Annotated in this window: 25 protein-coding genes and 2 pseudogenes; 13 read left to right on the top strand and 14 right to left on the bottom strand. The window is 72.9% G+C overall.

Going from position 1 to position 24,049, the window contains the following annotated elements; genetic code table 11:
* Positions 1 to 38: 38 nt before the first annotated feature.
* On the bottom strand, positions 39 to 1,676 hold the full coding sequence (locus ACFYNO_RS01460; protein WP_388003336.1) for an ABC-F family ATP-binding cassette domain-containing protein: 1,638 nt from the start codon (positions 1,674 to 1,676) through the stop codon (positions 39 to 41).
* A gap of 299 nt (positions 1,677 to 1,975) precedes the next feature.
* Between ACFYNO_RS01460 and ACFYNO_RS01455 the strand changes: the two genes are divergently transcribed.
* Positions 1,976 to 3,592, top strand: coding sequence for an ABC-F family ATP-binding cassette domain-containing protein (locus ACFYNO_RS01455; RefSeq protein WP_388003333.1), 1,617 nt, complete (start codon positions 1,976 to 1,978; stop codon positions 3,590 to 3,592).
* A 354-nt stretch (positions 3,593 to 3,946) separates the two neighbouring features.
* Here the strand turns inward: ACFYNO_RS01455 and ACFYNO_RS01450 are convergent, their stop codons facing one another.
* Positions 3,947 to 4,852, bottom strand: coding sequence for a hypothetical protein (locus ACFYNO_RS01450; protein ID WP_388003330.1), 906 nt, complete (start codon positions 4,850 to 4,852; stop codon positions 3,947 to 3,949).
* 40 nt (positions 4,853 to 4,892) lie between these two features.
* Entirely contained in the window at positions 4,893 to 5,429 is a 537-nt protein-coding gene (locus ACFYNO_RS01445) for a SigE family RNA polymerase sigma factor (protein WP_388003327.1), read from the bottom strand.
* A 113-nt stretch (positions 5,430 to 5,542) separates the two neighbouring features.
* Between ACFYNO_RS01445 and ACFYNO_RS01440 the strand changes: the two genes are divergently transcribed.
* Complete coding sequence (locus ACFYNO_RS01440; RefSeq protein WP_388003324.1) at positions 5,543 to 5,770, top strand: hypothetical protein; 228 nt, start codon at positions 5,543 to 5,545, stop codon at positions 5,768 to 5,770.
* A gap of 19 nt (positions 5,771 to 5,789) precedes the next feature.
* Positions 5,790 to 6,161, top strand: a complete 372-nt coding sequence (locus ACFYNO_RS01435) for a toxin Doc (protein ID WP_388004290.1) — start codon at positions 5,790 to 5,792, stop codon at positions 6,159 to 6,161.
* A gap of 22 nt (positions 6,162 to 6,183) precedes the next feature.
* On the opposite strand, the gene ACFYNO_RS01430 is transcribed toward ACFYNO_RS01435, so the two are convergent.
* The 5 genes from ACFYNO_RS01430 to ACFYNO_RS01410 all read right to left on the bottom strand — a co-directional run bounded on the left by ACFYNO_RS01430 (position 6,184) and on the right by ACFYNO_RS01410 (position 10,060).
* Positions 6,184 to 6,867, bottom strand: coding sequence for a response regulator (locus tag ACFYNO_RS01430; RefSeq protein WP_388003321.1), 684 nt, complete (start codon positions 6,865 to 6,867; stop codon positions 6,184 to 6,186).
* A complete protein-coding gene (locus ACFYNO_RS01425; protein WP_388003318.1) occupies positions 6,864 to 8,135 on the bottom strand; it encodes a sensor histidine kinase in 1,272 nt (423 codons plus the stop codon). Before ACFYNO_RS01425 ends, ACFYNO_RS01430 begins: the two co-directional genes overlap by 4 nt.
* A gap of 59 nt (positions 8,136 to 8,194) precedes the next feature.
* Positions 8,195 to 8,983, bottom strand: a complete 789-nt coding sequence (locus ACFYNO_RS01420; RefSeq protein WP_388003315.1) for a GNAT family N-acetyltransferase — start codon at positions 8,981 to 8,983, stop codon at positions 8,195 to 8,197.
* On the bottom strand, positions 8,980 to 9,747 hold the full coding sequence (locus ACFYNO_RS01415; RefSeq protein WP_388003312.1) for an EI24 domain-containing protein: 768 nt from the start codon (positions 9,745 to 9,747) through the stop codon (positions 8,980 to 8,982). The genes ACFYNO_RS01420 and ACFYNO_RS01415 overlap by 4 nt, the downstream gene beginning before the upstream one ends.
* 94 nt (positions 9,748 to 9,841) lie before the next feature.
* Positions 9,842 to 10,060, bottom strand: a complete 219-nt coding sequence (locus ACFYNO_RS01410; RefSeq protein WP_388003309.1) for a hypothetical protein — start codon at positions 10,058 to 10,060, stop codon at positions 9,842 to 9,844.
* A gap of 77 nt (positions 10,061 to 10,137) precedes the next feature.
* Here ACFYNO_RS01410 and ACFYNO_RS01405 point away from each other — a divergent pair, with 77 nt between their 5' ends.
* The 4 genes from ACFYNO_RS01405 (at position 10,138) to ACFYNO_RS01390 (ending at position 15,390) form a co-directional block, all read left to right on the top strand.
* Positions 10,138 to 11,307, top strand: a complete 1,170-nt coding sequence (locus tag ACFYNO_RS01405) for a CaiB/BaiF CoA transferase family protein (RefSeq protein WP_388003306.1) — start codon at positions 10,138 to 10,140, stop codon at positions 11,305 to 11,307.
* An 83-nt stretch (positions 11,308 to 11,390) separates the two neighbouring features.
* Positions 11,391 to 12,605, top strand: coding sequence for an acetyl-CoA C-acetyltransferase (locus ACFYNO_RS01400; protein WP_388003303.1), 1,215 nt, complete (start codon positions 11,391 to 11,393; stop codon positions 12,603 to 12,605).
* Between the two features lie 35 nt (positions 12,606 to 12,640).
* Positions 12,641 to 14,815, top strand: a complete 2,175-nt coding sequence (locus tag ACFYNO_RS01395) for a 3-hydroxyacyl-CoA dehydrogenase NAD-binding domain-containing protein (protein ID WP_388003300.1) — start codon at positions 12,641 to 12,643, stop codon at positions 14,813 to 14,815.
* Between the two features lie 104 nt (positions 14,816 to 14,919).
* Positions 14,920 to 15,390: a hypothetical protein gene (locus ACFYNO_RS01390; RefSeq protein WP_388003297.1), complete on the top strand. Its 471-nt coding sequence runs from the start codon at positions 14,920 to 14,922 to the stop codon at positions 15,388 to 15,390.
* 82 nt (positions 15,391 to 15,472) lie between these two features.
* Here ACFYNO_RS01390 and ACFYNO_RS01385 read toward each other — a convergent pair whose 3' ends face one another.
* Entirely contained in the window at positions 15,473 to 15,919 is a 447-nt protein-coding gene (locus tag ACFYNO_RS01385) for an ATP-binding protein (protein WP_388003294.1), read from the bottom strand.
* A 175-nt stretch (positions 15,920 to 16,094) separates the two neighbouring features.
* Between ACFYNO_RS01385 and ACFYNO_RS01380 the strand changes: the two genes are divergently transcribed.
* The 5 genes and pseudogenes from ACFYNO_RS01380 to ACFYNO_RS01360 all read left to right on the top strand — a co-directional run.
* Positions 16,095 to 16,943, top strand: a complete 849-nt coding sequence (locus ACFYNO_RS01380; RefSeq protein ID WP_388003291.1) for a helix-turn-helix domain-containing protein — start codon at positions 16,095 to 16,097, stop codon at positions 16,941 to 16,943.
* 11 nt (positions 16,944 to 16,954) lie between these two features.
* Positions 16,955 to 17,155 carry a hypothetical protein gene (locus ACFYNO_RS01375; RefSeq protein WP_388003288.1) on the top strand — a complete coding sequence of 67 codons (201 nt, stop codon included), beginning with the start codon at positions 16,955 to 16,957 and terminating at the stop codon, positions 17,153 to 17,155.
* A 165-nt stretch (positions 17,156 to 17,320) separates the two neighbouring features.
* Positions 17,321 to 17,959 (top strand): DUF6879 family protein, encoded by a 639-nt coding sequence (locus tag ACFYNO_RS01370; protein ID WP_388003285.1) that lies wholly within the window; start codon positions 17,321 to 17,323, stop codon positions 17,957 to 17,959.
* 10 nt (positions 17,960 to 17,969) lie between these two features.
* Positions 17,970 to 18,125: pseudogene (locus tag ACFYNO_RS01365) on the top strand (helix-turn-helix domain-containing protein); the annotation flags it as partial.
* 121 nt (positions 18,126 to 18,246) lie between these two features.
* Positions 18,247 to 18,345, top strand: a pseudogene (locus tag ACFYNO_RS01360) (transcriptional regulator); the annotation flags it as partial.
* Positions 18,346 to 18,450: 105 nt separating this feature from the next.
* Here the strand turns inward: ACFYNO_RS01360 and ACFYNO_RS01355 are convergent.
* The 3 genes from ACFYNO_RS01355 to ACFYNO_RS01345 form a co-directional block, all read right to left on the bottom strand.
* On the bottom strand, positions 18,451 to 19,620 hold the full coding sequence (locus ACFYNO_RS01355) for a serine hydrolase domain-containing protein (protein ID WP_388003282.1): 1,170 nt from the start codon (positions 19,618 to 19,620) through the stop codon (positions 18,451 to 18,453).
* On the bottom strand, positions 19,604 to 20,755 hold the full coding sequence (locus tag ACFYNO_RS01350) for a serine hydrolase domain-containing protein (protein ID WP_388003279.1): 1,152 nt from the start codon (positions 20,753 to 20,755) through the stop codon (positions 19,604 to 19,606). The genes ACFYNO_RS01355 and ACFYNO_RS01350 overlap by 17 nt, the downstream gene beginning before the upstream one ends.
* 161 nt (positions 20,756 to 20,916) lie before the next feature.
* Positions 20,917 to 21,468, bottom strand: a complete 552-nt coding sequence (locus ACFYNO_RS01345) for an NIPSNAP family protein (protein ID WP_388003276.1) — start codon at positions 21,466 to 21,468, stop codon at positions 20,917 to 20,919.
* 62 nt (positions 21,469 to 21,530) lie between these two features.
* Between ACFYNO_RS01345 and ACFYNO_RS01340 the strand changes: the two genes are divergently transcribed.
* Positions 21,531 to 22,469, top strand: a complete 939-nt coding sequence (locus tag ACFYNO_RS01340; RefSeq protein ID WP_388003273.1) for a helix-turn-helix transcriptional regulator — start codon at positions 21,531 to 21,533, stop codon at positions 22,467 to 22,469.
* On the opposite strand, the gene ACFYNO_RS01335 is transcribed toward ACFYNO_RS01340, so the two are convergent.
* Together ACFYNO_RS01335 and ACFYNO_RS01330 are read right to left on the bottom strand one after the other, a co-directional pair.
* Positions 22,433 to 22,780: a hypothetical protein gene (locus tag ACFYNO_RS01335; protein ID WP_388003270.1), complete on the bottom strand. Its 348-nt coding sequence runs from the start codon at positions 22,778 to 22,780 to the stop codon at positions 22,433 to 22,435. The genes ACFYNO_RS01340 and ACFYNO_RS01335 overlap by 37 nt on opposite strands.
* A 46-nt stretch (positions 22,781 to 22,826) precedes the next feature.
* A complete protein-coding gene (locus tag ACFYNO_RS01330) occupies positions 22,827 to 24,044 on the bottom strand; it encodes a DUF4190 domain-containing protein (RefSeq protein ID WP_388003267.1) in 1,218 nt (405 codons plus the stop codon).
* Positions 24,045 to 24,049 lie beyond the last annotated feature (5 nt).

The raw sequence follows: 24,049 nt of genomic DNA, 5'->3' as shown, positions 1-24,049 counted from the left end.
ACGCAGTATTCGAAGCCCCGAGGTGGTCTAAACCTCTGTCAGCTCTCGGAGAGCTTCCCGTCGGCCACCGAGATCCGCCGGTTCACCGCGACCGACTCCAGCATCCGCCGGTCGTGGGTGACCAGCAGCAGGGTGCCGGTGTACGAGGCCAGCGCCGACTCGAGCTGCTCGATGGCCTGCAGGTCCAGGTGGTTGGTCGGCTCGTCCAGCACCAGCAGGTTGACCCCGCGGGCCTGCAGCAGGGCCAGCGCGGCCCGGGTCCGCTCGCCGGGGGAGAGGGTGTCGGCCGGGCGCAGCACGTGCACCGCCTTCAGGCCGAACTTGGCCAGCAGGGTGCGGACCTCGGCCTCGGGCAGCTCCGGCACGGCGGCGCCGAAGGCGGCCATCAGGGTCTCCGGGCCGAAGAACAGCCCGCGCGCCTGGTCCACCTCGCCGACCACCACGCCCGAACCCAGGCTCGCCTCGCCGGAGTCCAGCTCCAGCCGGCCCAACAGGGCGGCCAGCAGGGTGGACTTGCCGGCGCCGTTCGCCCCGGTGATCGCCACCCGGTCCGCCCAGTCGATCTGCAGGTCCACCGGGCCGAACGCGAACCCGCCGCGCCTGACGGTCGCCTGACGGAGCGTCGCGACCACCGAGCCGGAGCGCGGGGCGGCGGCGATCTCCATCCGCAGCTCCCACTCCTTGCGCGGCTCCTCGACCACGTCCAGGCGCTCGATCATCCGCTGGGTCTGCTTGGCCTTGGCGGCCTGCTTCTCCGAGGAGGAGGTCTGGGCGGCGCGGCGCATCTTGTCGCTGTCCGGGCTCTTCTTCAGCGCGTTGCGCACGCCCTTGTCCGCCCAGCCCTTCTGCATCCGGGCCCGGGCCTCGAGCGAGGCCCGGGTGTCGGCGTACTCCTCGTACTCCTCGCGGGCGTGCCGGCGGGACCGCGCGCGCTCGTCCAGGTAGGACTGGTAGCCGCCGCCGTACAGGTTGACCTGCTGCTGGTGCAGGTCCAGCTCCAGCACCCGGGTCACCGTGCGGGCCAGGAACTCGCGGTCGTGGCTGATCAGCACGGTGCCCGCGCGCAGGCCCTTGACGAAGGCCTCCAGCCGCTCCAGGCCGTCCAGGTCGAGGTCGTTGGTGGGCTCGTCCAGCAGGAAGACGTCGTAGCGGGAGAGCAGCAGCGAGGCCAGGCCGGCCCGGGCGGCCTGGCCGCCGGAGAGCGAGGTCATCGGCTGGTCCAGGCTGACGGTCAGGCCCAGCTGGTCGGTCACCTGCTCGGCGCGCTCGGCCAGGTCGGCGCCGCCGAGGTCGAGCCAGCGGTCCAGCGCGTCGGCGTAGGCGTCGTCGGCGCCCGGCGCCTCGGCCACCAGGCCCTCGGTGGCCAGGTCCAGGGCGGCCTGGGCGGCGGCCACGCCGGTGCGGCGCTCCAGGAAGTCGCGGACCGACTCGCCCGGGCGGCGCTCCGGCTCCTGCGGCAGGTGGCCGACGGTGGCGGTCGGCGGGCTGAGCGCGATCGAGCCGCTCTCCGGGCGGTCCAGGCCGGCCAGCAGGCGCAGCAGGGTGGACTTGCCGGCGCCGTTCACCCCGACCAGGCCGGTCACCTCGCCGGGGGAGACCACCAGGTCGAGGCCGCTGAAGAGGGTGCGCTCGCCGTGACCGGCGGCGAGGTCCTTGGTGACGAGAGTCGCGCTCATGATGGCCCGATCCTAGAGGGCGGCGCGACGCGCCGCGAAAAACCCTTTGCGGCGGCGCGGGCGGGACCGTACCGTGGAACCCGTTCGTTCACCGGAATTCCGGAATTGGAGAAGGCCGTTGCTCTACTGAGGTCCTGAGACACCGCTCGCCGCGCTGGGTTCATCGCGCGGTTGTTCATGGAGCGTGCCAGTGATCTCGGTGTGGAGCCTTCCGTTCCCCCCGTTCACCTTCCCGTGCCCTCCCAGCGGTGTCTCCCGTGCAGCCCGTCCACGCATCAGGCGAGCCCCAGGAGGCCCCCATGGCAACACCCAGCACCGCGATCCTCTGCACCGACCTCGGCTTCGAGTGGCCGGACGGCAAGCCCGTCCTGGACGGCTTCCACCTGGCCGTCGGCCCCGGCCGCACCGGGCTGATCGGCCTCAACGGGGCCGGCAAGTCCACCCTGCTGCGGCTGCTCGCCGGGCAGCTCACCCCGACCTCCGGCAGCGTGAAGGTGGCCGGCGAGCTCGGCTACCTGCCGCAGGACCTCACCCTGGACACCTCGCTGCGGGTGGACGAGGTCCTGGGCATCCGGGAGCGCCGCGAGGCGCTGCACGCCATCGAGTCCGGCGACGTGGCCGAGGAGCACTTCACCGTGCTCGGGGACGACTGGGACGTCGAGGAGCGGGCCCGGGCCACCCTGGACCGGCTCGGCCTCGGCTCGCTCGGGCTGGACCGCACCACCGGCGAGCTCTCCGGCGGCGAGGCGGTGCTGCTCCGGCTGGCCGCGCTGCTGCTGGAGCGGCCCGACGTGCTGCTGCTGGACGAGCCGACCAACAACCTCGACCGGGCCGCCCGCGAGCGGCTCTACGAGACGGTGGCCGGCTGGGGCGGGGTCATGGTGATCGTCAGCCACGACCGCGAACTGCTCGGCATGGTGGACCAGATCGCCGACCTGCGGGACGGCGAAGTCACCTGGTACGGCGGCAACTTCGCAGACTACGAGAAGGCGCTGGCGGCCGAGCAGGAGGCGGCCGAGCGGCTGGTCCGCAATGCCGAGGCCGATGTCCAGCGCCAGCAGCGCGACCTGGTCGAGGCCAACGTCCGGCTGGCCCGCAGCGCCAGCTACGGCAAGAAGAAGTCGATCCAGCGCAACGACCCGAAGATCCTCGCCGGGGCGTTCAAGCGCAAGGCCGAGGTCACGGCCGGCAAGGTGCGCGGCCTGCACACCGAGCGGCTGACCGAGGCCAAGGAGCGGCTGGTCGCCGCGGAGGAGGCGTTCCGTGAGGACGCGGAGATCCGCATCGACCTGCCGCGCACCGAGGTCCCCCCGGGGCGCACGGTGTTGAGCATGGAGAAGGTCCGGCTGGCACACGGCGGCCGGGTGGAGCGGCTGGAGCTGCGCGGGCCCGAGCGGGTGGCGCTGGTCGGCGGCAACGGCTCCGGCAAGACCACCCTGCTGCGCACCATCGCCGGTGAGCTGGCTCCGCTGGAGGGCGAGATCACCCGCCGGGGCGAGCTGCGGCACCTGCCGCAGCGGCTCGACCTGCTGGACGAGAAGCTCAGCGTGGTGGAGAACGTCAAGCTGCTGGCGCCCGGCATCTCGGACAACCTGGTGCGGGCCCGGCTGGCCCGGTTCCTGTTCCGCGGACGGCGGGCCGACCAGCCGGCCGGCACGCTCTCCGGCGGCGAGCGGTTCCGGGCCACCCTGGCGGCGCTGCTGCTGGCCGACCCGCCGCCGCAGCTGCTGCTGCTCGACGAGCCGACCAACAACCTCGACCTGGCCAGCATGCGCCAGCTCACCGAGGCGCTGGAGTCCTACCGGGGCGCGTTCGTGGTGGTCAGCCACGACCTGGCCTTCCTGCGGCGGCTGGGGATCACCCGCTGGCTGCGGCTGGACCAGGAGCACGGGCTTCGGCAGGCCGATCCGATGTGACGGGGCCGCCAGGGGACGGGACTGCCGGCCGTCGTGCCGGTCCGGACACCGTGCCCCTCCCCGTCACCCCGATGCTGTGCTCGCCGACCGGTCGACCGGTCGGCGAGCACAGCGCGGGAGGAACACCCGCGTCCCGTGCCGGACATGGCAAGGCCCGGGCAGAAGTTCATCCGGGTCGGACCGGCTGTGCGGCCGGGGAGCGGGGTTCGGGCCCGTCCGGAACGCCGGGGGGCGGGGGCACGGTGTACCTACCTGATGCGGTGGTGTTCTGGACACCCGGGGTGGTCCCGGTGGGTTCGGTGACGGGTATTCACCGAACGGACACCGGTTCCCGGGTGCTCCGCACCGCGGACCTCACCCTGCGGCGGACGGCGAGGTCGAGGGGACGGGCGCGCCGGGCGGGTTGCCCGGGATCGGCACGGCCAGGCCGATGTCCTGCCAGTCCGGGTCCATGGCCAAGGCCTTGAGCTGGTCGCCGCTGAGCGGCGTCGCCTTGCCGGTCGGCTGCATTCCGGCGACGCCGGGGGTGCCGACGTTGCCGGACTCGGCCATCACCATGACGCCGTTGGGGTTCTGCAGCGTCACCTCCCAGTTCTGCAGACCGAAGGAGGTCATCGGCGGCAGGTTGACCGTCAGCACGCTGCCGTCGGGCAGGGTGGTGGCGGTGCAGTCCGCCTTGCCGGGGCAGCGGTTCCCGGCCACGGGCACGGCGGGCTTGGAATGGTTGACGACGATCTCGACGCCGCCCTCCCCGTTGGCGTCGGTGATGGTGAAGCCGGCGTAGGCCCCCGGGCCCCGCTGACCGGGAGCGGGCTCGGTGCCGTGGCCGAAGGGGCGGCTCAGCTTGAAGCCGGGCAGCTTCTGCTGCAGCAGGGCCGTCATCTGCTCGTCGGTCATCGGCCGGCCGGCGCCCGCGGAGGGCGACGGGGTGCCCGCCAAGGCGCCGGCGGAGGGCGGCGGGACCGGCGCGGTCGGCTTGCCGGAGGGGAGCGGAGTCGAGGAGCCGGGCGCCGCGGCCGCGACCGACTGCTCGGCCGTGCCGTTCTTGTGCGCCGGCTGAAGCTGCACCGCCAGGGTGCCGGCCCCGGCCAGTACCACCACGGCGGCGGTGGCGGTCAGCAGGGTGCGGCGGCGCTTCGCCGCGCGGCCGCGCCTGGCGGCACCGGCGGCGAGCAGTTCCACCAGGGGCTCGGGGGAGTGGTCGGCGGCCTCGCGCAGGGCGGCGCCGAACTCCTCCTCGTAGTCCTCGTCATGAGACATGGCTGTGCACCACTTTCTGGGCTGTCGAGAAGGGCAGGGGTCAGCGCGACCGGTGCTCGGGGCGATCCGCGAACTCCGTCACGGATCCGCCGAGCTGGGCGCGCATCCGGCCCAGGGCGCGGTGGCTGCGCGAGCGGACGGCGGTGGAGGTCAACTGCAGGGCGGCGGCGGTCTCCTCGACACTGCGGTCCTCCCAGAACCGCAGGACCAGGACCGCGCGGTCCTGCCGTGACATCCTCCGCAGCGCATCGAGCAGCGTCACGCGCAGGGCCGGATCGCCGTCGGTGACGGCGAGTTCGGGGAACTCCCCGGTCACCCGCTCGCTGCTGCTGCGGCGGCGGCGCAGCGAGATGAAGGTGTTGACCAGGACGGTCTGGGCGTAGCCGGCCGGGTTCTCCAGCCGGGACACCCGTCGCCAGCGCACGAACATCCGGCTCAGCGCCTCCTGCACGAGGTCCTCGGCCAGGTGCGCGTCGCCGCCGGTGAGCAGGTAGGCGGTCTTGTAGAGCTGCCTGCCCCGCGCCGCGGCGAACTCCAGGAAGTCCGGCGGACCGCCAGGAGCCGTCGATCCGGTCATCGGTGAGTGATCCATGCCTGCCTAACGCGATGGGGCCGAAGGGCTGTTGCAGGCCGCCGGAGAATTTCCGACCGGCCTGCCCCGGCCGGTACCGCTCCGGTACCCTGAGGCACATGCCAGCTCTCAACATCGAGTACACCGAGGCGGAACTGGCCGCGATTCGTGAGGCCGCGGCGGCCGACGGCAAGAGCGTCAAGGCCTATGTGCACGATCTGAGCGTACGTGAGCAGCAGCGCCGAACCTTCGTCAACCATGCGGTGGCGTTCTGGAACGCGCACCTGGAGGAGTTCGACGCCGCCTTCCCGGAGGACACCCCGGCAGCGCGGCGCAGCGTCGCCTGATGACGAGGGCGGCCCGATGATGATGCTGCACGTCGATATCCGGTGGCTGCTCGACGTCCAGGAGCAGGCCTCGCCGGAGGACCTGAGCGTGCGCGACTACTCCGCGCTGCAGGCGGCGGTGGCGCGGCACCGGGTGAACACCGCCCAACTCGGCCATGACGCCGACCCGGCCTGGTGCGCGGCCGCGCTGATGCACACCATCGTGCTGCTGCGGCCGCTGCCGGTGCGCAACAACCTCTACGCCTGCATGGCGACGGCCGCCTACATGCACGCAGCGAAGGAGGGCATCGACCCGCCCTACGGCGCGCTGGTGGAGCTGGCCCGGGACGTGGCGGCGGCCAAGGCGGACATCTTCGCGGCGGCGGACCGGATCCGGGCCTGGCGGATCTGATCCGCCGGGCAGGCGCCCGGGGCTACGCCCGCTTCTGGGGCAGCACGAAGCCCGCCTCGTAGGCCATGATCACCGCCTGGGTGCGGTCGCGGGCGCCGAGCTTCGACAGCACGGCCGCCACATGGGACTTCACCGTCTCCGGGCTGAGCACCAGCTCGGCGGCGATCTCCCCGTTGGTCAGCCCGGTGGCGACCAGCCGGAGCACCTGCCCCTCCCGGTCGGTCAGCCGGCCGATCGCCCGCCCGGCCGTGCTCTGCCCGGCCGCCGGCCCGCCGATCGCCGCGTGCACCGCCAACTCGCGGATCGCCGCCGGAAAGAGCAGCGAATCCCCGCGCGCCACCAGCCGCACCGCCTGCACCAGCTCCTCCGCGCTGGTGCGTTTCAGCAGGAAGCCGGCCGCCCCGGCGCGCAGCGCCTGGTAGACGTAGTCGTCGTGCTCGAAGGTGGTGATCACCAGGATCCGCGGCGGCTCGGGCAGCCCGGCCAGGATCAGCTCGGTGGCGCGGATGCCGTCCACCTGCGGCATCCGGACGTCCATCAGGACGAGGTCGGGCGCCGTCTCGCGGACCAGCGGCAGCACCTCGCTGCCGTCGGCCGCCTCGCCGACCACCGTCAGATCGGGCTCGCTGTCGATCACCACCCGCAGCCCGAGCCGGACCAGCCGCTCGTCATCGGCGATCACCACCCGGATCGGCTTGCCGCTCATGCCGCCTCCACCGGGAGCCAGACGGCCAGCCGCCAGCCCGCGCCGTCGGCCGTGCGCCCGCTCTCGCAGCGGCCGCCGCGCGCCGCGGCCCGCTCGGCCACCCCGCGCAACCCGCGCCCGCCGCCGGGGCGGCTCGGGCGGCCGGCCCCGATCGGATTGGTCAGTTCCACCATCAGCCGTCCTCCCTGGAGATCGAGCGTCAGCTCCGCCGGCACCGGCCCGGCGTGCCGCAGCACATTGGTCAGCCCCTCCTGCACGATCCGGTACGCCTCGCGGGAGAGCGGAGCGGGCAGCTCCGCCACGCCCGGCCCGGCCCGGGCCGCCACCCGCACACCGGCCAGGCCGACCTGGCGGACCAGCGGACCGAGTGCCGCCAGCGTCGGCCCGGTGGCGGCCGCCTGCTCGGACTCCTCCTGCGCCGACTCCTCGCGCAGGATGCCGAGCACCGTGTCCAACTCGCCGACCGCGCCCCGGGCCACCTCCTCGATGGCCTGCAGCGCCTCGGCGACGAAGGCCGGATCGCGCTCCAGCACCCGGCGGGCCGCCGCCGCCTGGATCGCCACCGCACTGAGCGCGTGCCCCACCGAATCGTGCAACTCCCGGGCCAGCCGGTTGCGCTGGGCCAGCACCAGGGTGCGCTGCTCGGCGGCGGCCAGCCGCTCCTGGGCCGTCGGCCCCAGCAGCAGCGGCGCGCAGCGGGCCAGCAGCGCCCCCGCCCCCGCGTTGAGCAGCAGCAGCCCGAGCAGCAGCCCCAGCCCGGCGAGCAGTTTGAGCAGCGGGGAGTGGCCGACCAGCCCGGCCACCTCGCGGTTGGTGCCCTGATCGGGCAGCCCGAGCGCGGAGACCCAGAGCAGCCCCACCGCCGGCGGCCCGGCCAGCGAGAGCCCGCTGAGCACGCCGCCGACCAGCAGGTGCAGCGTGAACCAGTGCGCCGTGCGCCGCCGGGCGGCCCAGCCGCCGGCCGGCCCGTGCGCCAACTCGCCCTCGCGCACCCCCGCGAGCGCCCGGGCGGCCGTGCCGAGCAGCACCCGGCTGGTCGGCAGCAGCAGTGCGACCGCCCAGGACAGCGGCAGCGCGAAGCCGAGCGCCGCGACCTGGAGCAGCACCGTGGTCACCGGATCCGTCTGGGTGCCCCGAGGGGCCCAGAGGAAGGCGGTGAACACCGAGCCGAGCATCCAGAACGGCATCAGCAGCGCGCCGCCCAGCACCAGGTGCAGCCACCGCACCCGGGCCGTGCGCCCCACCAGAAGAGCCGTCAGCGTTCGCATACCGTTGAATCTACGGGCGGCGGCCTGAGTGCGCGTCAGACGAACGGTTGATCTCCGCCTCACCCGTTGGGGGGAGGTGTCCAGCGGTAGATGGTGCGGGTGGTGAGCTGCCGGAAGCCCAGCCCGCGCAGGATCGGCGCGCTGTCGGCGGAGGCGTCCACCTTGAGGTAGCGGCGGCCGGCCTGCTCCGCGATCCGGGCCCGCTCGGCGACCAGCGCCCGGTAGATGCCCCGGCCCCGCCACGGCGCGAGGGTGGAGCCGCCGAGCAGCCCGGCGAAGTCGGTGCCCTCGCGCAGCTTCAGCCAGCCCGCGCTCACCAGCGCGCCGTCGGCCGCCTCGGCCAGCACCACGGCGGTCAGCTCCGGGCGGTGCGCGAGCCGGTCGCGCAGCAGCGCGCCGATGAAGGAGAGGTCCTGGCGCCAGACCTCGGAGTAGAGCGCGGCGATCCGGCCGGCGTCCGCCGGGTCGGCGGTCCGCCGCACCAGCACCCCGGCCGGCGGCTCCCCGGCGGCCGTGAACCGGGCCGTCTCGCCGGCCAGTACGGTGGCCTCGCCCTGTGGCACGAAGCCCGCGGCCAGCAGCCGGTCCGGCAGCTCGGCGGGCCGGTCGTGCCCGCGCACCTGCCAGTCCAGCGCCTCGCCGCGGGCCGCGAAGTGCGCGACCTGGCGGGCGATCAGCGCGTCCAGCTCGGCGCCGCGCACCCCGAGGTCGGGCGCGCCGGAGACGGACCCGGGGTGGCCGCCGGTCACCCGGACCAGCGGCCCGTCCTGCTCGCTGACCGTGCCGGGGTCGTCGGAGCCGCCGCGCAGCTGGCGGTCGTAGAGCCCGAGCAGTTCGAGGTCGGTCACCGGTACGCGCCGGCGTAGTGCGGCTGCTGCGGCGGCTCGGGTCGCCGGGGCGGGCCGGCCAGGGCGAGCTGGTCGGCCACCAGCAGCCCGGCGCCGGCCACCGCCCCCGGCATCAGCAGGATGGTGGCCACCGGCACCATGAACGCCAGCACCAGCGGCGCGCCGAACCCGACCGCCAGCATCCGCCGCCCGCTCAGCCGCCGGGCCGGCGGCACCCCGTGCAGGTCGAAGGCGATGCCGGTCAGCTCCACGGTGAGGAAGTACCCGGTGACGCAGACCCCGAGCACCGGCGCCGCCACCTGCCCGAGCAGCGGCACGCAGCCGAGCAGGAAGAGGCCGACGGCGCAGGCGGCGGTGCGCAGCCCGATCCGCAGCCCCGCGCGCAGGGCGTCGAGCATGCCGACTTCCGGCGCACCGGCCGGCGGCGGGACCACCTCGCGGACCAGCCGCTCGTAGAACGGCTGACCGATGGTCAGCGTCAGCCCCGTGAAGGCCACCACCGCCACCAGCACCCCGCCGCCGATCAGCAGCACCGTCGCCAGGTCGCGGAACGCCGTCCGCCACCCCTCGCTCCAGTGCGCGGCGAACGGTGTGGCGGCGTCCACGATGTCCGAGGCCCACCAGGCCAGCGCCCCCAGCACCGCCCCGACCAGCACGGCCGCGATCACCGCGGGCACCAGCCCGAACAGCCACCACCGCGGCCGCCGCAGCACCCACGCCTGCCCGCGCCACAGCGCGCCCACACCAGCGAACAACTCACCCATGCGGGCTACCCTAGGGCCCGGCGCGACGGGGTGTCAGGCCTGGTCGGGCGCCACCCGCGTGCCGGGGCCGGCGGTCAGCGCGGCCGACGGCCCGTCAGGCCGAGCAGGCGGTCCAGCGGCGGGGCGGCCGGCTGCTCGTGGACCGGCAGCGGCAGGGTGCCGCCGTCCGGGCGGGGCTCCAGGTGACGGTGAGCAGCGGGTCGTGTCGCGGGCCGGCGTCGGGTCGGTACTGGCGAAGCCCCCAGCGCAGCAGGATCCGGTGGTCGATCTGGTTGAACATCGGCGCGCCGGTCGGACGGAGCGTGGTGTCCACCCTTGTTACTCGCGAGTCACCGGCATACGATCCCGAGTGTTACAGCTTCACTGTCACGCTCGCGAGGAGGCGGTCGCGTGGTCGGGGCCAGTACCGGCACGACGGGTGCGGGTTCTGCCGGTGCCGGCGGGCCGCTCGCCGGGGTGCGGGTGGTCGAGCTCGCCGGGATCGGGCCGGGGCCGTTCGCGGCGATGCTGCTCGGCGACCTCGGCGCGGACGTGGTGCGGGTGGACCGGCCCGGCGGGTCGCCGCTGGCGCAGCCGCACCGGTTCGACCTGGCCAACCGGAACAAGCGCTCGGTGCTGGTGGACCTCAAGGCGGCCGACGGCGCCGAGCGGGTGCTCGCCCTGGTCGAGCGGGCCGACCTGCTGATCGAGGGCTACCGGCCCGGCGTCGCCGAGCGGCTGGGCGTCGGCCCGCAGGCCTGCCTGGCCCGCAACCCCGCGCTGGTCTACGGCCGGATGACCGGCTGGGGCCAGAGCGGCCCGCTCGCCGCCACCGCCGGGCACGACATCGACTACATCGCGCTCACCGGCGCGCTCGGCATGATCGGCCCGGCGGGCGGCCCGCCCGCGATCCCCGCCAACCTGCTCGGCGACTACGCGGGCGGCTCGCTCTACCTGGTGGTCGGCCTGCTCGCCGCCCTGCACCACGCCCGCGGCACCGGCGCCGGGCAGGTGGTGGACGCGGCGGTCGTCGACGGCACCGCGCACCTCGGCACGCTGTTCTGGGGGCTGCTCGCGCAGGGCGCCTGGCAGGACCGGCGCGGCGTCAACCTGCTGGACGGCGGCGCCCCGTGCTACGCCGTCTACCAGGCGCGCGACGGCGGCCAGTTCGCCGTCGGCGCGCTGGAGCCTCAGTTCTACGCCGAGTTCGCCCGGCTGCTGGAGCTGCCCGAGGACGCGCCCGCGCAGTACGACACGGAGCGGTGGCCCGAATTGAGAGCACTGATCTCGTTCCGGTTCGCTGCTCGCACCTCCGCCGAGTGGCGCGAGGTCTTCGCCGGCTCCGACGCCTGCGTCACCGAAGTCCTGACGCTCGCCCAGGCCGCCGCCGACCCGCACCTCACCGCCCGCGGCACCTACCCGACCTGGCACGGCGTCACCCAGCCCGCCCCCGCCCCGCGGTTCTCCGCCACCCCCGGCGAACTGCGCCGGCCCCCGGCCGTCCCGGGCGCCGACACCGCCGAGGTCGCCCGGGAGTGGGACGTCCCCGGCCTCGTGCCGCAGCAGGACCAGGATCAGTAGCAGGGCCCCAGCCCCCCCAGGGCCGCCAAGGCCCCCAGGACCACGCTCCAGCAGCACCAGCCCGACCACCCAGAGAGGCCATCGTGAGCACCGAAGCGTACGTCTACGAGGCGATCCGCACCCCGCGCGGACGCGGCAAGGCAGGCGGTGCCCTGCACGGCACCAAGCCGATCGACCTCGTGGTCGGCCTGATCAAGGAGATCCAGCAGCGGCTGCCCGGCCTCGACCCGGCCGCCATCGACGACATCGTGCTCGGCGTGGTCAGCCCGCACGGCGACCAGGGCTCCGACATCGCCCGGATCGCCGCGATCGCGGCCGGCCTGCCCGACACCGTCGCCGGCGTGCAGGAGAACCGCTTCTGCGCCTCCGGCCTGGAGTCCGTCAACCTGGCCGCCGCCAAGGTCCGTTCGGGCTTCGAGGACCTGGTGCTGGCCGGCGGCGTCGAGTCCATGTCCCGGGTGCCGATGGGCTCCGACGGCGGCGCCTGGATGATGGACCCGATGACCGCCTACGCGGTCAACTTCGTCCCGCAGGGCATCGGCGCCGACCTGATCGCCACCCTCGGCGGCTACTCCCGCACCGATGTGGACGCCTTCGCCGCCGAGTCCCAGGCCCGCGCCGCCAAGGCGCAGGCGGACGGCCTCTTCGACCGCTCGGTGGTGCCGGTGCTCGACCGCAACGGCCTGGTGGTGCTGGGCCGCGACGAGTACCTGCGCCCGGGCACCACGGTGGAGACCCTGGCCGGGCTCAAGCCCGCCTTCGCCGCCATCGGCGACCAGGGCGGCTTCGACGCCATCGCCCTGCAGAAGTACCACTGGGTCGAGCAGATCGACCACGTGCACACCGCCGGCAACTCCTCCGGCATCGTGGACGGCGCCTCGCTGGTCGCGATCGGCTCGCGCGAGATCGGCGAGCGGTACGGGCTGCGCCCGCGCGCCCGGATCGTCTCGGCCGCGGTCTCCGGCTCCGAGCCGACCATCATGCTCACCGGCCCCGCTCCCGCCACCCGCAAGGCGCTGGCCAAGGCCGGCCTGCGGCCCGAGGACATCGACCTGGTCGAGATCAACGAAGCCTTCGCCTCCGTCGTGCTCCGGTTCATGGGCGAACTCGGCTTCTCGCACGAGCAGGTGAACGTCAACGGCGGCGCGATCGCGCTCGGCCACCCGCTCGGCGCCACCGGCGCGATGATCCTGGGCACCCTGATCGACGAGCTGGAGCGCCGGGAGCTGCGCTACGGACTGGTCACCCTCTGCGTCGGCGGCGGCATGGGCGTCGCCACCATCGTCGAACGCATCTGACCTCCCAGCCCGAACCAGACCCTGGAGCAACTGAGATGAGCGAGCAGAACCCGATCCGCTGGGAGCAGGACCAGGACGGCGTGGTCACCCTCGTCCTGGACGACCCCGGCCAGTCCGTCAACACCATGAACGCGGCCTTCACCGAGCAGTTCCCGCAGGTGGTGGCCCGCCTCGCCGCCACCGAGAACCTGCGCGGCGTGGTGATCACCTCGGCCAAGAAGACCTTCTTCGCCGGCGGCGACCTGAAGCTGCTCAGCGCCCTGCGCCCGGCCGACGCCGAGGAGTTCCTGGCCAACTCGCTGCGTCTCAAGCAGGCGATGCGCACCCTGGAGACGCTGGGCAAGCCGGTGGTCGCCGCGATCAACGGCAGTGCGCTGGGCGGCGGTCTGGAGCTGGCCCTGGCCTGCCACCACCGGATCGCGCTGGATGCGCCGAGCAGCCGGATCGGCTTCCCCGAGGTCACCCTCGGCCTGCTGCCGGGCGGCGGCGGGGTGGTCCGCTCGGTGCGGCTGCTGGGTATCGCCGACGCGCTGCTGAAGTGGCTGCTGACGGGCCGTCAGTACCGCCCGGCGGCTGCCGTCGAGGCCGGACTCGTCCACGAACTCGCCTCCGATCAGGAGGACTTGCTCGCCAAGGCGCATGCCTGGATCGCCGCGCACGAGACCGCCCAGCAGCCCTGGGACGTCAAGGGCTACAAGATCCCGGGCGGCACCCCGCGCACCCCCGCGCTGGCCGCCCAGCTCCCTGCCTACCCGGCCAACCTGCGCAAGCAGCTGAACGGCGCGCCCTACCCGGCCCCGCGCAACGTGCTGGCGGCCGCGGTGGAGAGCAGCCAGGTGGACGTGGACACCGCGTTCGTCATCGAGGCGCGCTACTTCACCGAGCTGGCCACCGGCCAGACCTCCAAGAACATGATCCAGGCGCTCTTCTTCGACATGAACGCCGTCAACGCCGGCGCCTCCCGCCCGGCGGGCGTGCCGCCCCGGAAGGTCGAGCGGGTCGCCGTGCTGGGCGCCGGGATGATGGGCGCGGGCATCGCCTACGCCTGCGCCAAGGCGGGCATGCAGGTGCTGCTCAAGGACGTCACGGTGGAGGCCGCCGAGCGTGGAAAGGCCTACTCCGCGGGGCTGTTGGACAAGGCCGTGGCGCGCGGCCGGAGCACCGAGGCGAAGCGCGCGGAGCTGCTGGCCCGGATCACCCCGACCGCCGAGGTCGCCGACCTGGCGGGCTGCGACGCGGTGATCGAGGCGGTGTTCGAGAACGTCGAGCTCAAGCACAAGGTGTTCCAGGAGGTGCAGGGCGTGCTCGCGCCCGACGCGCTGCTCTGTTCCAACACCTCCACCCTGCCGATCAGCCTGCTGGCGGAGGGAGTCGACCGGCCGAACGACTTCATCGGCCTGCACTTCTTCTCGCCGGTGGACAAGATGCCGCTGGTCGAGATCATCCGGGGCGTCGGGACCGGCGAGGAGGCGGTGGCCCGCGCCTTCGACCTGGTGCGGCAGTTGGGCAAGACCCCGATCGTGGTGAACGACTCGCGCGGCTTCTTCACCTCCCGGGTGATCGGCCAGTTCCTCAACGAGGGCGTGGCGATGGTCGCCGAGGGCGTCGCGCCCGCCTCGATCGAGCAGGCCGCCGCCCAGGCCGGCTACCCCGCCAAGGTGCTCTCGCTGATCGACGAGCTGACGCTGACCCTGCCCCGCAAGATCCGCGGCGAGGCGCGGCGGGCCGTCGAGGAGGCGGGCGGCGAATGGCGGGCCCACCCGGCGGACGTCGTCTTCGACCGGATGGTCGAGGAGTTCGACCGCCCGGGCCGCAGCGGCGGCGCCGGCTTCTACGAGTACGACGAGGCAGGAAAGCGCGGTCGCCTCTGGCCGGGCCTGGCCGAGCACTTTCCCGTGGCCGCTCCCGAGGAGCAGCCGCCGTTCGAGGACCTGATCGAGCGGATGCTCTTCGCCGAGGCCCTGGACAGTGTGCGCTGCCTGGAGGAGGGCGTGCTGACCTCGGTCGCCGACGCCAACGTGGGCTCCATCCTGGGCATCGGCTTCCCGGCCTGGACGGGCGGCGTCCTGCAGTACATCAACGGCTACGACGGCGGCCCGGCCGGCTTCGCCGCGCGGGCCCGGGAGCTGGCCGCCGCCTACGGCGAGCGCTTCGCGCCGTCGGCGATGCTGGAGCGGGTGGCGGCGGAGGGCGGGACGTTCAAGGACTGAGGCAGGTGGGGGTGGGTGGGGAGCGTGTGGTTTTAGCGTGCCCTTTGGGGCGGCTGAAAGCCTGCGCTCCCAACCCACAGTTCGTCCTTCGGGAGCACGGAACCATGACTCTCAAGCGGATCACCACCTACGCGGCCGCCGCGCTGGTCGCCACCGCCACCCTCACCGTGGCCAACTCGGTCACCGCGTCCACCGCCCAGGCCTCGACCGCCAAGGCGATCGCCGAGTGCTGCACCGGCCTGGTCGGCAAGTCGCTGGACGTCACGCTGGACAACGGCCTGGAGACCCGCTTCGACTTCGCGGCCGACGGCAGCAAGGTCACCGGCACCATCGAGGCGGCCGGGCAGTCCGGCGCGGTGGTCGGCGTGGTGAACACGGTCGCGATCGCCTACGCCGAGGTCGCGAAGAACGTGTACGTGGTGAACTGGAACGACCAGGGCGGTCTCACCATCGCGCTGACCGTGAACCTGAAGGCGAAGACCGCGGTGACCTACTACTCGTACCCGGTCAGCGCGGACGCGAGCGCCGTGCGCGGGGGCGAGCTGCACAAGGGCACCGTGCGCTGCCTGAGCTGATTGCTGCTGCTACTGCTGTGTGCCTGTGCTGTTCGGCCGTTCCGCCTGCGGGTGGGGCGGCCGTTCTGCGCTTCCGGGGGATTCAGTTCGTGGAGACGCGGATGCCGGCGACGACGGACTTGCCGCGGACGGCGCGGGGAGAGACGCCCCAGGCGTCGCTGAGGGCGTCGATGAGGAGGAGGCCGCGGCCGTCACAGGAGAGCAGGTCGGGGGCGGTGGGGGCGGCGGGGAGGGTGGTGGGGGTGGAGCCGGGGTCGGAGACGGCGATCCAGTAGTGGTCGTCGCCGGTCCAGAAGGTGAGCTCGATCATCTCGTCCTCGTCGGCGAGGGTGCCGTGGCGGATGGCGTTGGTGACCATCTCGGAGGTGAGGAGGCGGAGTTCGTAGGAGGTCTGGCGGGAGCAGGTGGCGGGGAGAGCGGCGGCGACGGCCCAGCGGGCCTGGGAGACGGAGGGGAGGCGGGCGGGGAAGCGCCAGTGGGCGGGGATGGCGGGGATGGCGGGGATGGGGAGCGGGGAGGTTCCGGGCATGGCTGACTCCTGGTCAGGGCACGGGGAGATACGCATAGCCTTGTGTGACTCATGCGATACTGAACGTAGCTCAGTGGGGGGCAAATTTGCCAGCAGATCCGGGAAACTCTCCCCGAGATGGTGAATGTGCATCGTCTCGCGGCAGACTGGCCCGACGTCTCGCGGAAGGAACGGCATGACCACCAGGGTGGTTCTCACCGAGCGTCAGAAGCGGGTGGGGAGCGAACTGCGGAAGATCCGCACAGCAGCGGGCATGAGCGCCGAGACGGCGGCCGGCTTGCTCGGTGTGGATCGGGCCAAGATCTCCAATATGGAGTCGGGTCAGCGATCGATCAGCCCCGAGAGACTGCGCACGCTCGCGCTCAACTGTGACTGCTCCGACGAGAAGTACGTCGAGGCGCTGGTGGAGATGGTCACACCGGGAGCGAAGGGGTGGTGGGAGAAGTACCGGGGGACGCTGTCGCAGGGGATGCTCGACATCGCGGAACTCGAGGCTCACGCGACCAGGTTGCGGACCACCGATACGGTGCACATCCCTGGCCTGCTGCAGACGGCTGACCACGCGATCGCGGTCTTCCGCGCCGTGCTCCCGAGCTTGCCGGAGCACGAGGTGGGCTTGAGGCTCGCTCACCGTGCGGAGCGTCAGCAGATTGTCCAAGCGGGTGCGACCGAGTACGTCGCGATCCTCCACGAAGCCGCGCTGCGGATGCAGTTCGGCGGTCGGAAGTCCGCTCGAACCCAACTGGAACACCTGGCTGCGATCTCGGAGCGGGAGAACATCACGCTGATCGTCATCCCGTTCGACCATGGAGCGTTTCCCGGTGCTGGTCAGACGGCTCTCTATGCGGAAGGCCCCGTCCCGCAGCTGGATACCGTGCAGGTGGACCGAGCCCACGGTCCCGAGTTCCTTTCGGCAGAGAGTCAACTGGCGAAATACCGTGCGCAACTCGACCGGTTGGAAGAACTGGCACTGAGCCCGGGGCAGTCCCGTGATCTCATTCGCGAGATCGCCCACCAACTGTAAGGAGAAGCTCCATGTCCGCCATCACCTGGGAAGAGCCGTTCTGCGGCGAGGGCAACTCATGCTTCCGCCTCGGCACCGACGAGGAGGGCAACGGTTACATCTCCGTGGCGGGCGATGAGGCCCACGCCATCACCGACACCCTCCCCGCCCTCCGCGCCCTCATCCTCGCCATCAAGGCCGGCGAGGCAGACCACCTCCTTCAGACTCCCTAACTACGCACCGACGCTTCCGCATTGGCCGAAACGGCGCTCCGTTGCCCTTGTGACGGAGCGCCTGGTTGCCCACTTCGGCCAATCAGCTGACGCACAGTGCGCCCGCCCGCCAGGATTGGTCAACGGGCGGTGCAACCACGTGGACCCAGCAGCACAGGGAGTGGCATGGGGCCTCTTGAGTTCATCGGGATCATCTCCAACACACCAGAGGTCGAGTCGCCGACGATCTGGCGCGACCCGGCCAACGGTGATCTGCTCATTCAGACCTACAGGGCGAGTGAGGACGACCTGCGCCGCTGCAAGGAGGTCGGTTCGATCCCCGGGCACTCGACGGACGTGCCCGAGCACGAGACCGTTGTCCGGTACACCCCCAACGACCCCCAGTTCCAGCGCTATCGCGAAGGCCTGCGCTACGGCCCCGACGACCGACCGGCATGGTTCGACGGGTTCACCAGGCCGGCCCTCGGCGCCATGGATCGGGGTGTTGTGATGCGCCGGGCGCGGATCGTCTCCGAGCCGGTGACGGACTACATCCGGTACGAGCATCACGTCACCTTTCTCAATGTGGCCATCGGCGAGCAAGTCCGCTGGCTCCCACGCCGGTTGGCGTCCGATATCGCCCTGCCGGGAAATGACCTGTGGATGTTCGATGACTCGAAGGTCATGTTCACCATGTTCTCCGGCGACGGGGACCCGGTCGGCAGGGAATGGACGACCGACCCCGGTGTCGTGCAGCTGGTGAAGAGCGCTTTCGAGACTGTCTGGCAACGGGCAACGCCCCATCAGGACTACGTCCTCACGTAGCCGAACCGTCATGCGTACCTCCCGCTCGTCGAGCGTTCAGCAGGCCCGGAAGGCTCTCGCCGACCGGCTCCGGGAAGTCCGCCAGGATGCCCAGCTGACCGGGCTTGCGCTCGCCCTCCTCTGCGGGTGGAGCAAATCGAAGTGTTCCCGTATCGAAAACGCCATCACAGCGCCCTCCGAGAAGGACATCCGGGACTGGTGCCGCGCCTGCAGTGCTGACGGCCAGGCCGAAGACCTGGTGGCCAGTCTCCGTTCGGTCGAGACGATGTTCACCGAGTGGCGGGCGGATGGAGCGCAGCGGGCTCAAGCACGCCCAGGAGATGGTCCTGCCGCTGCACGAGCGGTCCACCCGTTTCCGGGCCTACACCCCCGGCATTCTCCACGGCCTCTTGCAGACTCGCGACTACACGCGCGCGGTTCTCCAAGTCACTCGACGCCGCCGCGTGGCAGTGGTGGGGCAGCCCCCCCTTCGCTGCCCCGGCCCCCGCCCGTCAGCCGCAGAGCGCCGCGTCCACCGCATCCGTCATGTGCTTCGCGACCGCGTCATCCGGCACGGTGGTGACCGCCATATCGACCGCCCGCCCGTCCTCCGTCACCCCGCCCCGGGTCCGGTACCCCGGCGCGGTGCCGCCGTGCCCCCACACCAGGCCGCCGCAGCTCAGCGGTCTGCTCTGCAACCCCAGGCCGTAGCGGACCCCCGGGCCGATCAACTCGGCCGGGACGGTGGTGCGCATCTCGGCGAGCTGGGCGGCGGGGAGCAGGCGGCCGCCCAACAGCGCGCTGTAGAAGGTGTTGAGGTCGGTGTTGGTGGAGACCACCGCTCCCGCCGCCCACGCCATCGACGAGTCCATGTCGGTGTAGTCGACCAGCGGCGCGTTCGGGCCGGTGTTCAGGTAGCCGTGCGGGTGGGGCTCGCGGAGGGAGGTCTCCCCGGTGGCCGGGACGTACGTGTGGCGCAGGCCGATCCGGTCGATGACGCGCTTGGTGACCTCCTCGCCGAAGGGGCGGCCGGTGACCTTCTGGATGATCAGGCCGGCCACCAGGTAGTTGGTGTTGCTGTACTCCCACTGGCTGCCGGGGGCGAACCGGGCCTTCAGGGCGAGCGCCCCGTCGAGCAGCTCGCGCGGCTCGAAGTACCGGTACTGGATGGTGGTGAAGTCGGCCAGCGCGGGCGCCTCCAGGTAGTCCGGCAGGCCGCTGGTGTGCTGGAGCAGCTGACGGACCGTGATGTTCCGTCCGTCGATGCCGTCGCCGCGCAGCAGGCCGGGCAGGTAGGTGTCGACGGGCGCGTCCAGCCCGACCCTGCCCTCGGCGACGAGCTGCAGCACGACGACGGCGACGAAGGCCTTGGTGTTGCTGCCGGCCCGGATCTGCCCGTCGACCGGGACCGGGGCGCCGGTGGCAAGGTCGCCGATCCCGGCGGTGTAGGTGCGGCTGCGGCCGTCGCGGCCCTTGACGGTGGCGAGGGCGGCGGGCATCCCGTCCGCCTTGACCAGCGCGTCCAGGCGCTGCTGCACGCCGTCCGGGCGCGGTGCGGCGGAGGCCGGGGACGGGGCGAAGGCGGTCAGGGCGAGCCCGGCCGCGGCCGCGGCCGTCGTGGCGTACCGCAGGAGGCGGATGCGCCGCGCCCAGTGCTGCGGGGTGTCAGTGGCAGAGCGCATCGTCCACCGCCTGACCCACGTGCTGCGCGGTGGCATCGTCCGGGAGGGTGGTCACGGTGAGGTTCACGGCCCGGCCGTCGTCGGTCGCGCCGCCGGCGCTGTAGTAGCCCGGGATCGTCCCGCCGTGCCCCCAGGCGAGGCCGCCGCAGGAGAGCGGGCGGCTCATCAGGCCGAGTCCGTAGCGGACCCCCGGGCCCTCCACGTCGGCGGGGACGGTGGTGCGCATCTGGGCGAGCTGGGCCGCGGGCAGCAGGCGGCCGCCGAGCAGTGCGCCGTAGAACTTGGTGAGGTCCGTGTTGGTCGAGACGATCGCACCGGCCGCCCAGGCCCAGGACGGGTCCAGCTTGGTGTAGTCGCGCAGCGACCCGTCCGCGGCGCGCAGGTAGCCCTCGGGGTGAGCCTCGTGGACCGTCATGTCCCCGGGGACCGGGAAGTAGGTGTGGCGCAGGCCGATCCGGTCGATGACGCGCTCGGTGACCTCCTCGAAGAGCGGGCGGCCGGTGACCTTCTGGACGATCAGGCCCGCCAGCAGGTAGTTGGTGTTGCTGTACTCCCACTGGGTGCCGGGGGCGAAGTCGGCCTTCTTCGCGAGCGCGGTGTCGAGGAGTTCACGCGGCTCGTAGTAGCGCTGCGGGGCGTTGAGCACGGCGTCGTGGTCCAGGTAGTCGGGCAGGCCGCTGGTGTGCTGGAGCAGTTGGCGGACCGTGATGGTGCGGCCGTCGATGCCCTCGCCGCGCACCAGGCCGGGCAGGTAGGTGTCGATGGGCGCGTCCAGCCCGACCTTGCCCTCGGCGACCAGCTGCAGGACGACGACGGCGGTGAACACCTTGGTGTTGCTGCCGATCCGCACCTGCCCGTCCACCGGGACCCCGGCCCCGGTGGCCGCGTTGCCGACGCCGGCCGTGTAGGTGCGGGTGCGGCCGTCACGGCCCTTGACGGTGGCGAGGGCCGCGGGCACCCCGTCCGCCTTGACCAGCGCCTCCAGGTGCTGCTGCACGTTGTCCGGGCGCGGTGCGGCGGCGGCCGGAGCCGGTGCCACGCCGGCGCCCAGCAGGGCGGCGGCCACCGCGGCCACGGCCGCCGCAGCCCCGCGCCGGCCGGCGCGGAAACGGGTCGGACCTGCGAGTTCGTTCATCGGAAAGCCCCTCTGGGTAGGGCGCCGGAGCTCGTTCCGGCGCCCTCCAAGAGGACCATCCGACGGACCGTCAATCCGTCGGCGCAGAGGACGAAACCGGGCCCAGGAACCTGCTCCGGGTCGGGGCCGGGCACGGGACCGTACTCCCAGTGCCGAACCGCTCAACCCGCTACCGGCTCCAGGCGCAGCCGCTGCAGGACCGGCGCCGGCGGCTCCTCGGTCTCCCCGAACCACACCCGGGCGTCGAAACCGGTGCGGACCGGGAGGGCGGGGAAGTCGTTCTCCCGGTGCTCGGTGCGGTGGAGGGCGTGGCGCGGGTTCAGGTGCTCGGCCGCGAACGCGTCGAAGGCGGCGGGGTCCCTGAGGACGCAGATCGTGGCGATGACCTCCTTGGCGTCCGCCGGCGGGGTGAAGGACGGGCCGCGCAGCAGCAGCACGTCGTCGCTGTCGAGCATCGTGGCGTTGGCAACGTCGCGGTGTTCGCGCCAGACCGGGCCCGTGTAGAAGGCCTCCAGGGCGCGGCGGCGGGTCGCCATGTCCGGGAAGGCGCGGATCCAGACGAAGCGGTCCGGATCGTCGAGGTCGCGGAAGCGGCCGCCCACGGTGATGCCGACCGCCTCCTGGCCGGTGACGAACTCGCGCTCGAACAGCTCGATCAGGGTCTCGCGGGCGCCGGGGTGCAGGGTGTACTGGCGGAGTTCGACGATCATCATGCGTGGCAGGGTAGGGGCGGTTCGCTGACATCTGCTGTCAGTGGAGTGGGAGGATGGTCGGCATGCGAGCGAGTCGGCTGGTCAACCTGCTCCTGCTGCTGCAGGACCGGGGGCGGATGACGGCCCGGCAGTTGGCGGACGAGCTGGAGGTCTCCGTCCGCACGGTGTACCGGGACGTCGAGGCGCTGGGCGCCGCCGGCATCCCGCTCTACGGCGAGGCCGGCCACGCCGGCGGCTACCGGCTGGTGGACGGCTACCGGACCCGGCTGACCGGGCTGACCGGGGACGAGGCACAGGCCGCGTTCCTGGCCGCACTGCCCGGGGCCGCCGCCGAACTGGGGCTCGGGGAGGCGCTGGCCACCGCACAGCTGAAGCTGCGGGCGGCGCTGCCCGCCGGGTTGCGGGAGCAGGCCGGGCGGATCCAGGAGCGGTTCCTGCTCGATGCGCCCGGCTGGTACGGGGACGCCGACAGCACGCCGCACCTGGTGGCGGTCGCCGGGGCGGTGTGGACCGGGCGGGCCGTGGTGATCCGGTACCGGCGGTGGCGGGCGCCGGAGGAGATCGAGCGGCGGGTGGAGCCGTACGGGCTGGTGCTGAAGGCCGGGCGCTGGTACCTGGTGGCGGGCGGAGCGACCGGGATTCGGACGTATCGCGTTGATCAGATCATCGGATACCGAGAGTTGGAGGAGGAGTTCGAGGTGCCGGACGGGTTCGTGCTCGCCGAGTACTGGAACGGCTACCTGGCCGACTTCCGCGCTCGGCTGCACACCGGGGAGGCGCTGGTGCGGTTGACGGCGGATGGCGCTCGGCGCCTGGGCGTGGAGCCCGGCGAGGTGCGGGTGCCGATCGAGTCGGTCGAGCATGCGCACGGTGAGTTCCTGCGGCTGGGCGCCGAGGTGGAGGTGCTGGAGCCGGTTGAGCTGCGCGAGCGGATCGCGGCCACCGTGCAGGCGCTGGCCGCCCGCTACCTGCCGCCCGCCGGCACCCGCAACGACCCGTAGCGCTGCATCCGCTGCCAGCGCAGGCGGGTGCCGGCCAGGGCGGTGAAGACCGACTGGATCACCACCAGGTACATCAGCTGCCGGTAGACGAACTGCTGCAGCGGCAGGCTCCAGAGCGGGCCGAGCCGCTCCCGGTCCAGCCGGAACGCGTAGACGCCCATGGCCAGTTGGACGGCCAGGAAGGCGGCCCAGAGGCCGAGGACGCGGGCCGGGTCGAGGAAGACCAGGCCGTACACCGCGAAGACGTCCACCACCGGGGCGAGCAGCGGCAGCAGCACCTGCTGCCGCGCGCCGGGCGGCACGCGTCTCATGTCTCCCAGCGCCGCGACGCGCCCCGGCGTCACACCCGGGGCGCGCTCAGGAGGACGAGTCGGCGGTCCCCGGGGCGCGATCCGGGGCGGAGTCGGGCCGCGTGCCGGGGGTGTCGTGGTCGATCAGGCCGACGGCGTGGCGGGCGGCGCCGTCGGCGGCGAGCGGGTTGTGGTCGCGCAGCGCGTCCCGGTAGGCGGTGAGGCGGTCGTCGCCGGTCGCGGCGGCGGCCGCCGTCCAGGCCGCCGTGTCGCCCTGGAGGGCGCTGTGCAGGGCGGCGGCCGTGTCCGCGGCGGTGACGGACCAGTCGGTGTCGCCGATCTCGGTCATCGTGGTGGAGAGCACCCGGACCAGTTGCTGGGCGGTGACCTGGGCCTGCGCCGGGTCGGTGACCGGGACGGTCAGCGGGCCCTGCTGGAGGTCCAGCAGGTGGACGGCTTCGAGCACGGCCTGCTGGTCCGGGGTGAGCACCGAGGTGTCGAAGCGGTGCAGGCCGGTGCTGTCGCTGCCGTCGGCGCTGGTGAGGAAGCAGAGCACCGCGTGGCTCCGGGCCCAGACGGCCTCGGAGTCGGGGTAGACGAAGCGGATCGGGAGGGAGCCGGCCAGCGAGTCGCGGGTCCAGTCGTCGGTGATGTACCCGCGCTCGGCGAGCTCGCAGTTCTCCGCGGCCTGGCTCTGCGCGGCGATCGTGCCCGGGTATCTGCCGCCGGCCACGGTGCTGGTGGCGAACACCTCGCCGTAGTGGGGCTCGGCGCAGGAGGTCTGGGTCCGCTCGGCGAGGCCGCCGCTCCACCGCTCGGTGAAGCAGTCGCCGGGGAGCCAGCTGAAGATGCCGCTCGGGGCGGGCAGTTCGGTGTCGGCGACGGACGGCACGGGAGCGGGGGCGGCGCCGTTGCGGTGCCCCGCCGACAGGCCCGCGGCGAGGCAGCTCGCCAGCAGCCCGACCACGCCCAACACCACTCCCGCGAGGGCGAGTCGGCGGCCGCGCTCGCGGCTCCTGCGGATCTGCAGCAGGCTGCCGATGCCCAGCGCCAGCGCGAACGGCCAGAGCAGGAGGGTGAGTCCGGTGGCCAGGGCGGCGATGGCGAGCGGGTTGATCCCGGGAACCACCGGCCGACCGGCGAACTGCCTTGGCTGCTGGGCGGGTTGACCCGTCGCCGCCCAGGGGTCGGCGGGCCTGGAGACCACCGGCGTGGAACTGCTGACCAGTTCGAGGTCCGACAGGGCCCAGGCCCCCTCGGGCTGCCGTTCCGTGCGCTCGTCCATCTCCC

The organism is Kitasatospora sp. NPDC006697 (genome assembly GCF_042869935.1).
Classification (GTDB): domain Bacteria; phylum Actinomycetota; class Actinomycetes; order Streptomycetales; family Streptomycetaceae; genus Kitasatospora.
The sequence above is the reverse complement of the archived record's forward strand: the minus strand, read 5'-3'. Positions and strand labels throughout refer to the sequence as shown.

Bases quoted from the DNA above. Each gene is read 5' to 3' on its own strand.
- ACFYNO_RS01460 (WP_388003336.1), bottom strand. From the start codon at position 1,676: ATGAGCGCGACTCTCGTCACCAAGGACCTCGCCGCCGGTCACGGCGAG.
- ACFYNO_RS01455 (WP_388003333.1), top strand. From the start codon at position 1,976: ATGGCAACACCCAGCACCGCGATCCTCTGCACCGACCTCGGCTTCGAG.
- ACFYNO_RS01450 (WP_388003330.1), bottom strand. From the start codon at position 4,852: ATGTCTCATGACGAGGACTACGAGGAGGAGTTCGGCGCCGCCCTGCGC.
- ACFYNO_RS01445 (WP_388003327.1), bottom strand. From the start codon at position 5,429: ATGACCGGATCGACGGCTCCTGGCGGTCCGCCGGACTTCCTGGAGTTC.
- ACFYNO_RS01440 (WP_388003324.1), top strand. From the start codon at position 5,543: ATGCCAGCTCTCAACATCGAGTACACCGAGGCGGAACTGGCCGCGATT.
- ACFYNO_RS01435 (WP_388004290.1), top strand. From the start codon at position 5,790: ATGATGCTGCACGTCGATATCCGGTGGCTGCTCGACGTCCAGGAGCAG.
- ACFYNO_RS01430 (WP_388003321.1), bottom strand. From the start codon at position 6,867: ATGAGCGGCAAGCCGATCCGGGTGGTGATCGCCGATGACGAGCGGCTG.
- ACFYNO_RS01425 (WP_388003318.1), bottom strand. From the start codon at position 8,135: ATGCGAACGCTGACGGCTCTTCTGGTGGGGCGCACGGCCCGGGTGCGG.
- ACFYNO_RS01415 (WP_388003312.1), bottom strand. From the start codon at position 9,747: ATGGGTGAGTTGTTCGCTGGTGTGGGCGCGCTGTGGCGCGGGCAGGCG.
- ACFYNO_RS01395 (WP_388003300.1), top strand. From the start codon at position 12,641: ATGAGCGAGCAGAACCCGATCCGCTGGGAGCAGGACCAGGACGGCGTG.
- ACFYNO_RS01390 (WP_388003297.1), top strand. From the start codon at position 14,920: ATGACTCTCAAGCGGATCACCACCTACGCGGCCGCCGCGCTGGTCGCC.
- ACFYNO_RS01385 (WP_388003294.1), bottom strand. From the start codon at position 15,919: ATGCCCGGAACCTCCCCGCTCCCCATCCCCGCCATCCCCGCCATCCCC.
- ACFYNO_RS01380 (WP_388003291.1), top strand. From the start codon at position 16,095: ATGACCACCAGGGTGGTTCTCACCGAGCGTCAGAAGCGGGTGGGGAGC.
- ACFYNO_RS01375 (WP_388003288.1), top strand. From the start codon at position 16,955: ATGTCCGCCATCACCTGGGAAGAGCCGTTCTGCGGCGAGGGCAACTCA.
- ACFYNO_RS01370 (WP_388003285.1), top strand. From the start codon at position 17,321: ATGGGGCCTCTTGAGTTCATCGGGATCATCTCCAACACACCAGAGGTC.
- ACFYNO_RS01355 (WP_388003282.1), bottom strand. From the start codon at position 19,620: ATGCGCTCTGCCACTGACACCCCGCAGCACTGGGCGCGGCGCATCCGC.
- ACFYNO_RS01350 (WP_388003279.1), bottom strand. From the start codon at position 20,755: ATGAACGAACTCGCAGGTCCGACCCGTTTCCGCGCCGGCCGGCGCGGG.
- ACFYNO_RS01345 (WP_388003276.1), bottom strand. From the start codon at position 21,468: ATGATGATCGTCGAACTCCGCCAGTACACCCTGCACCCCGGCGCCCGC.
- ACFYNO_RS01340 (WP_388003273.1), top strand. From the start codon at position 21,531: ATGCGAGCGAGTCGGCTGGTCAACCTGCTCCTGCTGCTGCAGGACCGG.
- ACFYNO_RS01335 (WP_388003270.1), bottom strand. From the start codon at position 22,780: ATGAGACGCGTGCCGCCCGGCGCGCGGCAGCAGGTGCTGCTGCCGCTG.
- ACFYNO_RS01330 (WP_388003267.1), bottom strand. From the start codon at position 24,044: ATGGACGAGCGCACGGAACGGCAGCCCGAGGGGGCCTGGGCCCTGTCG.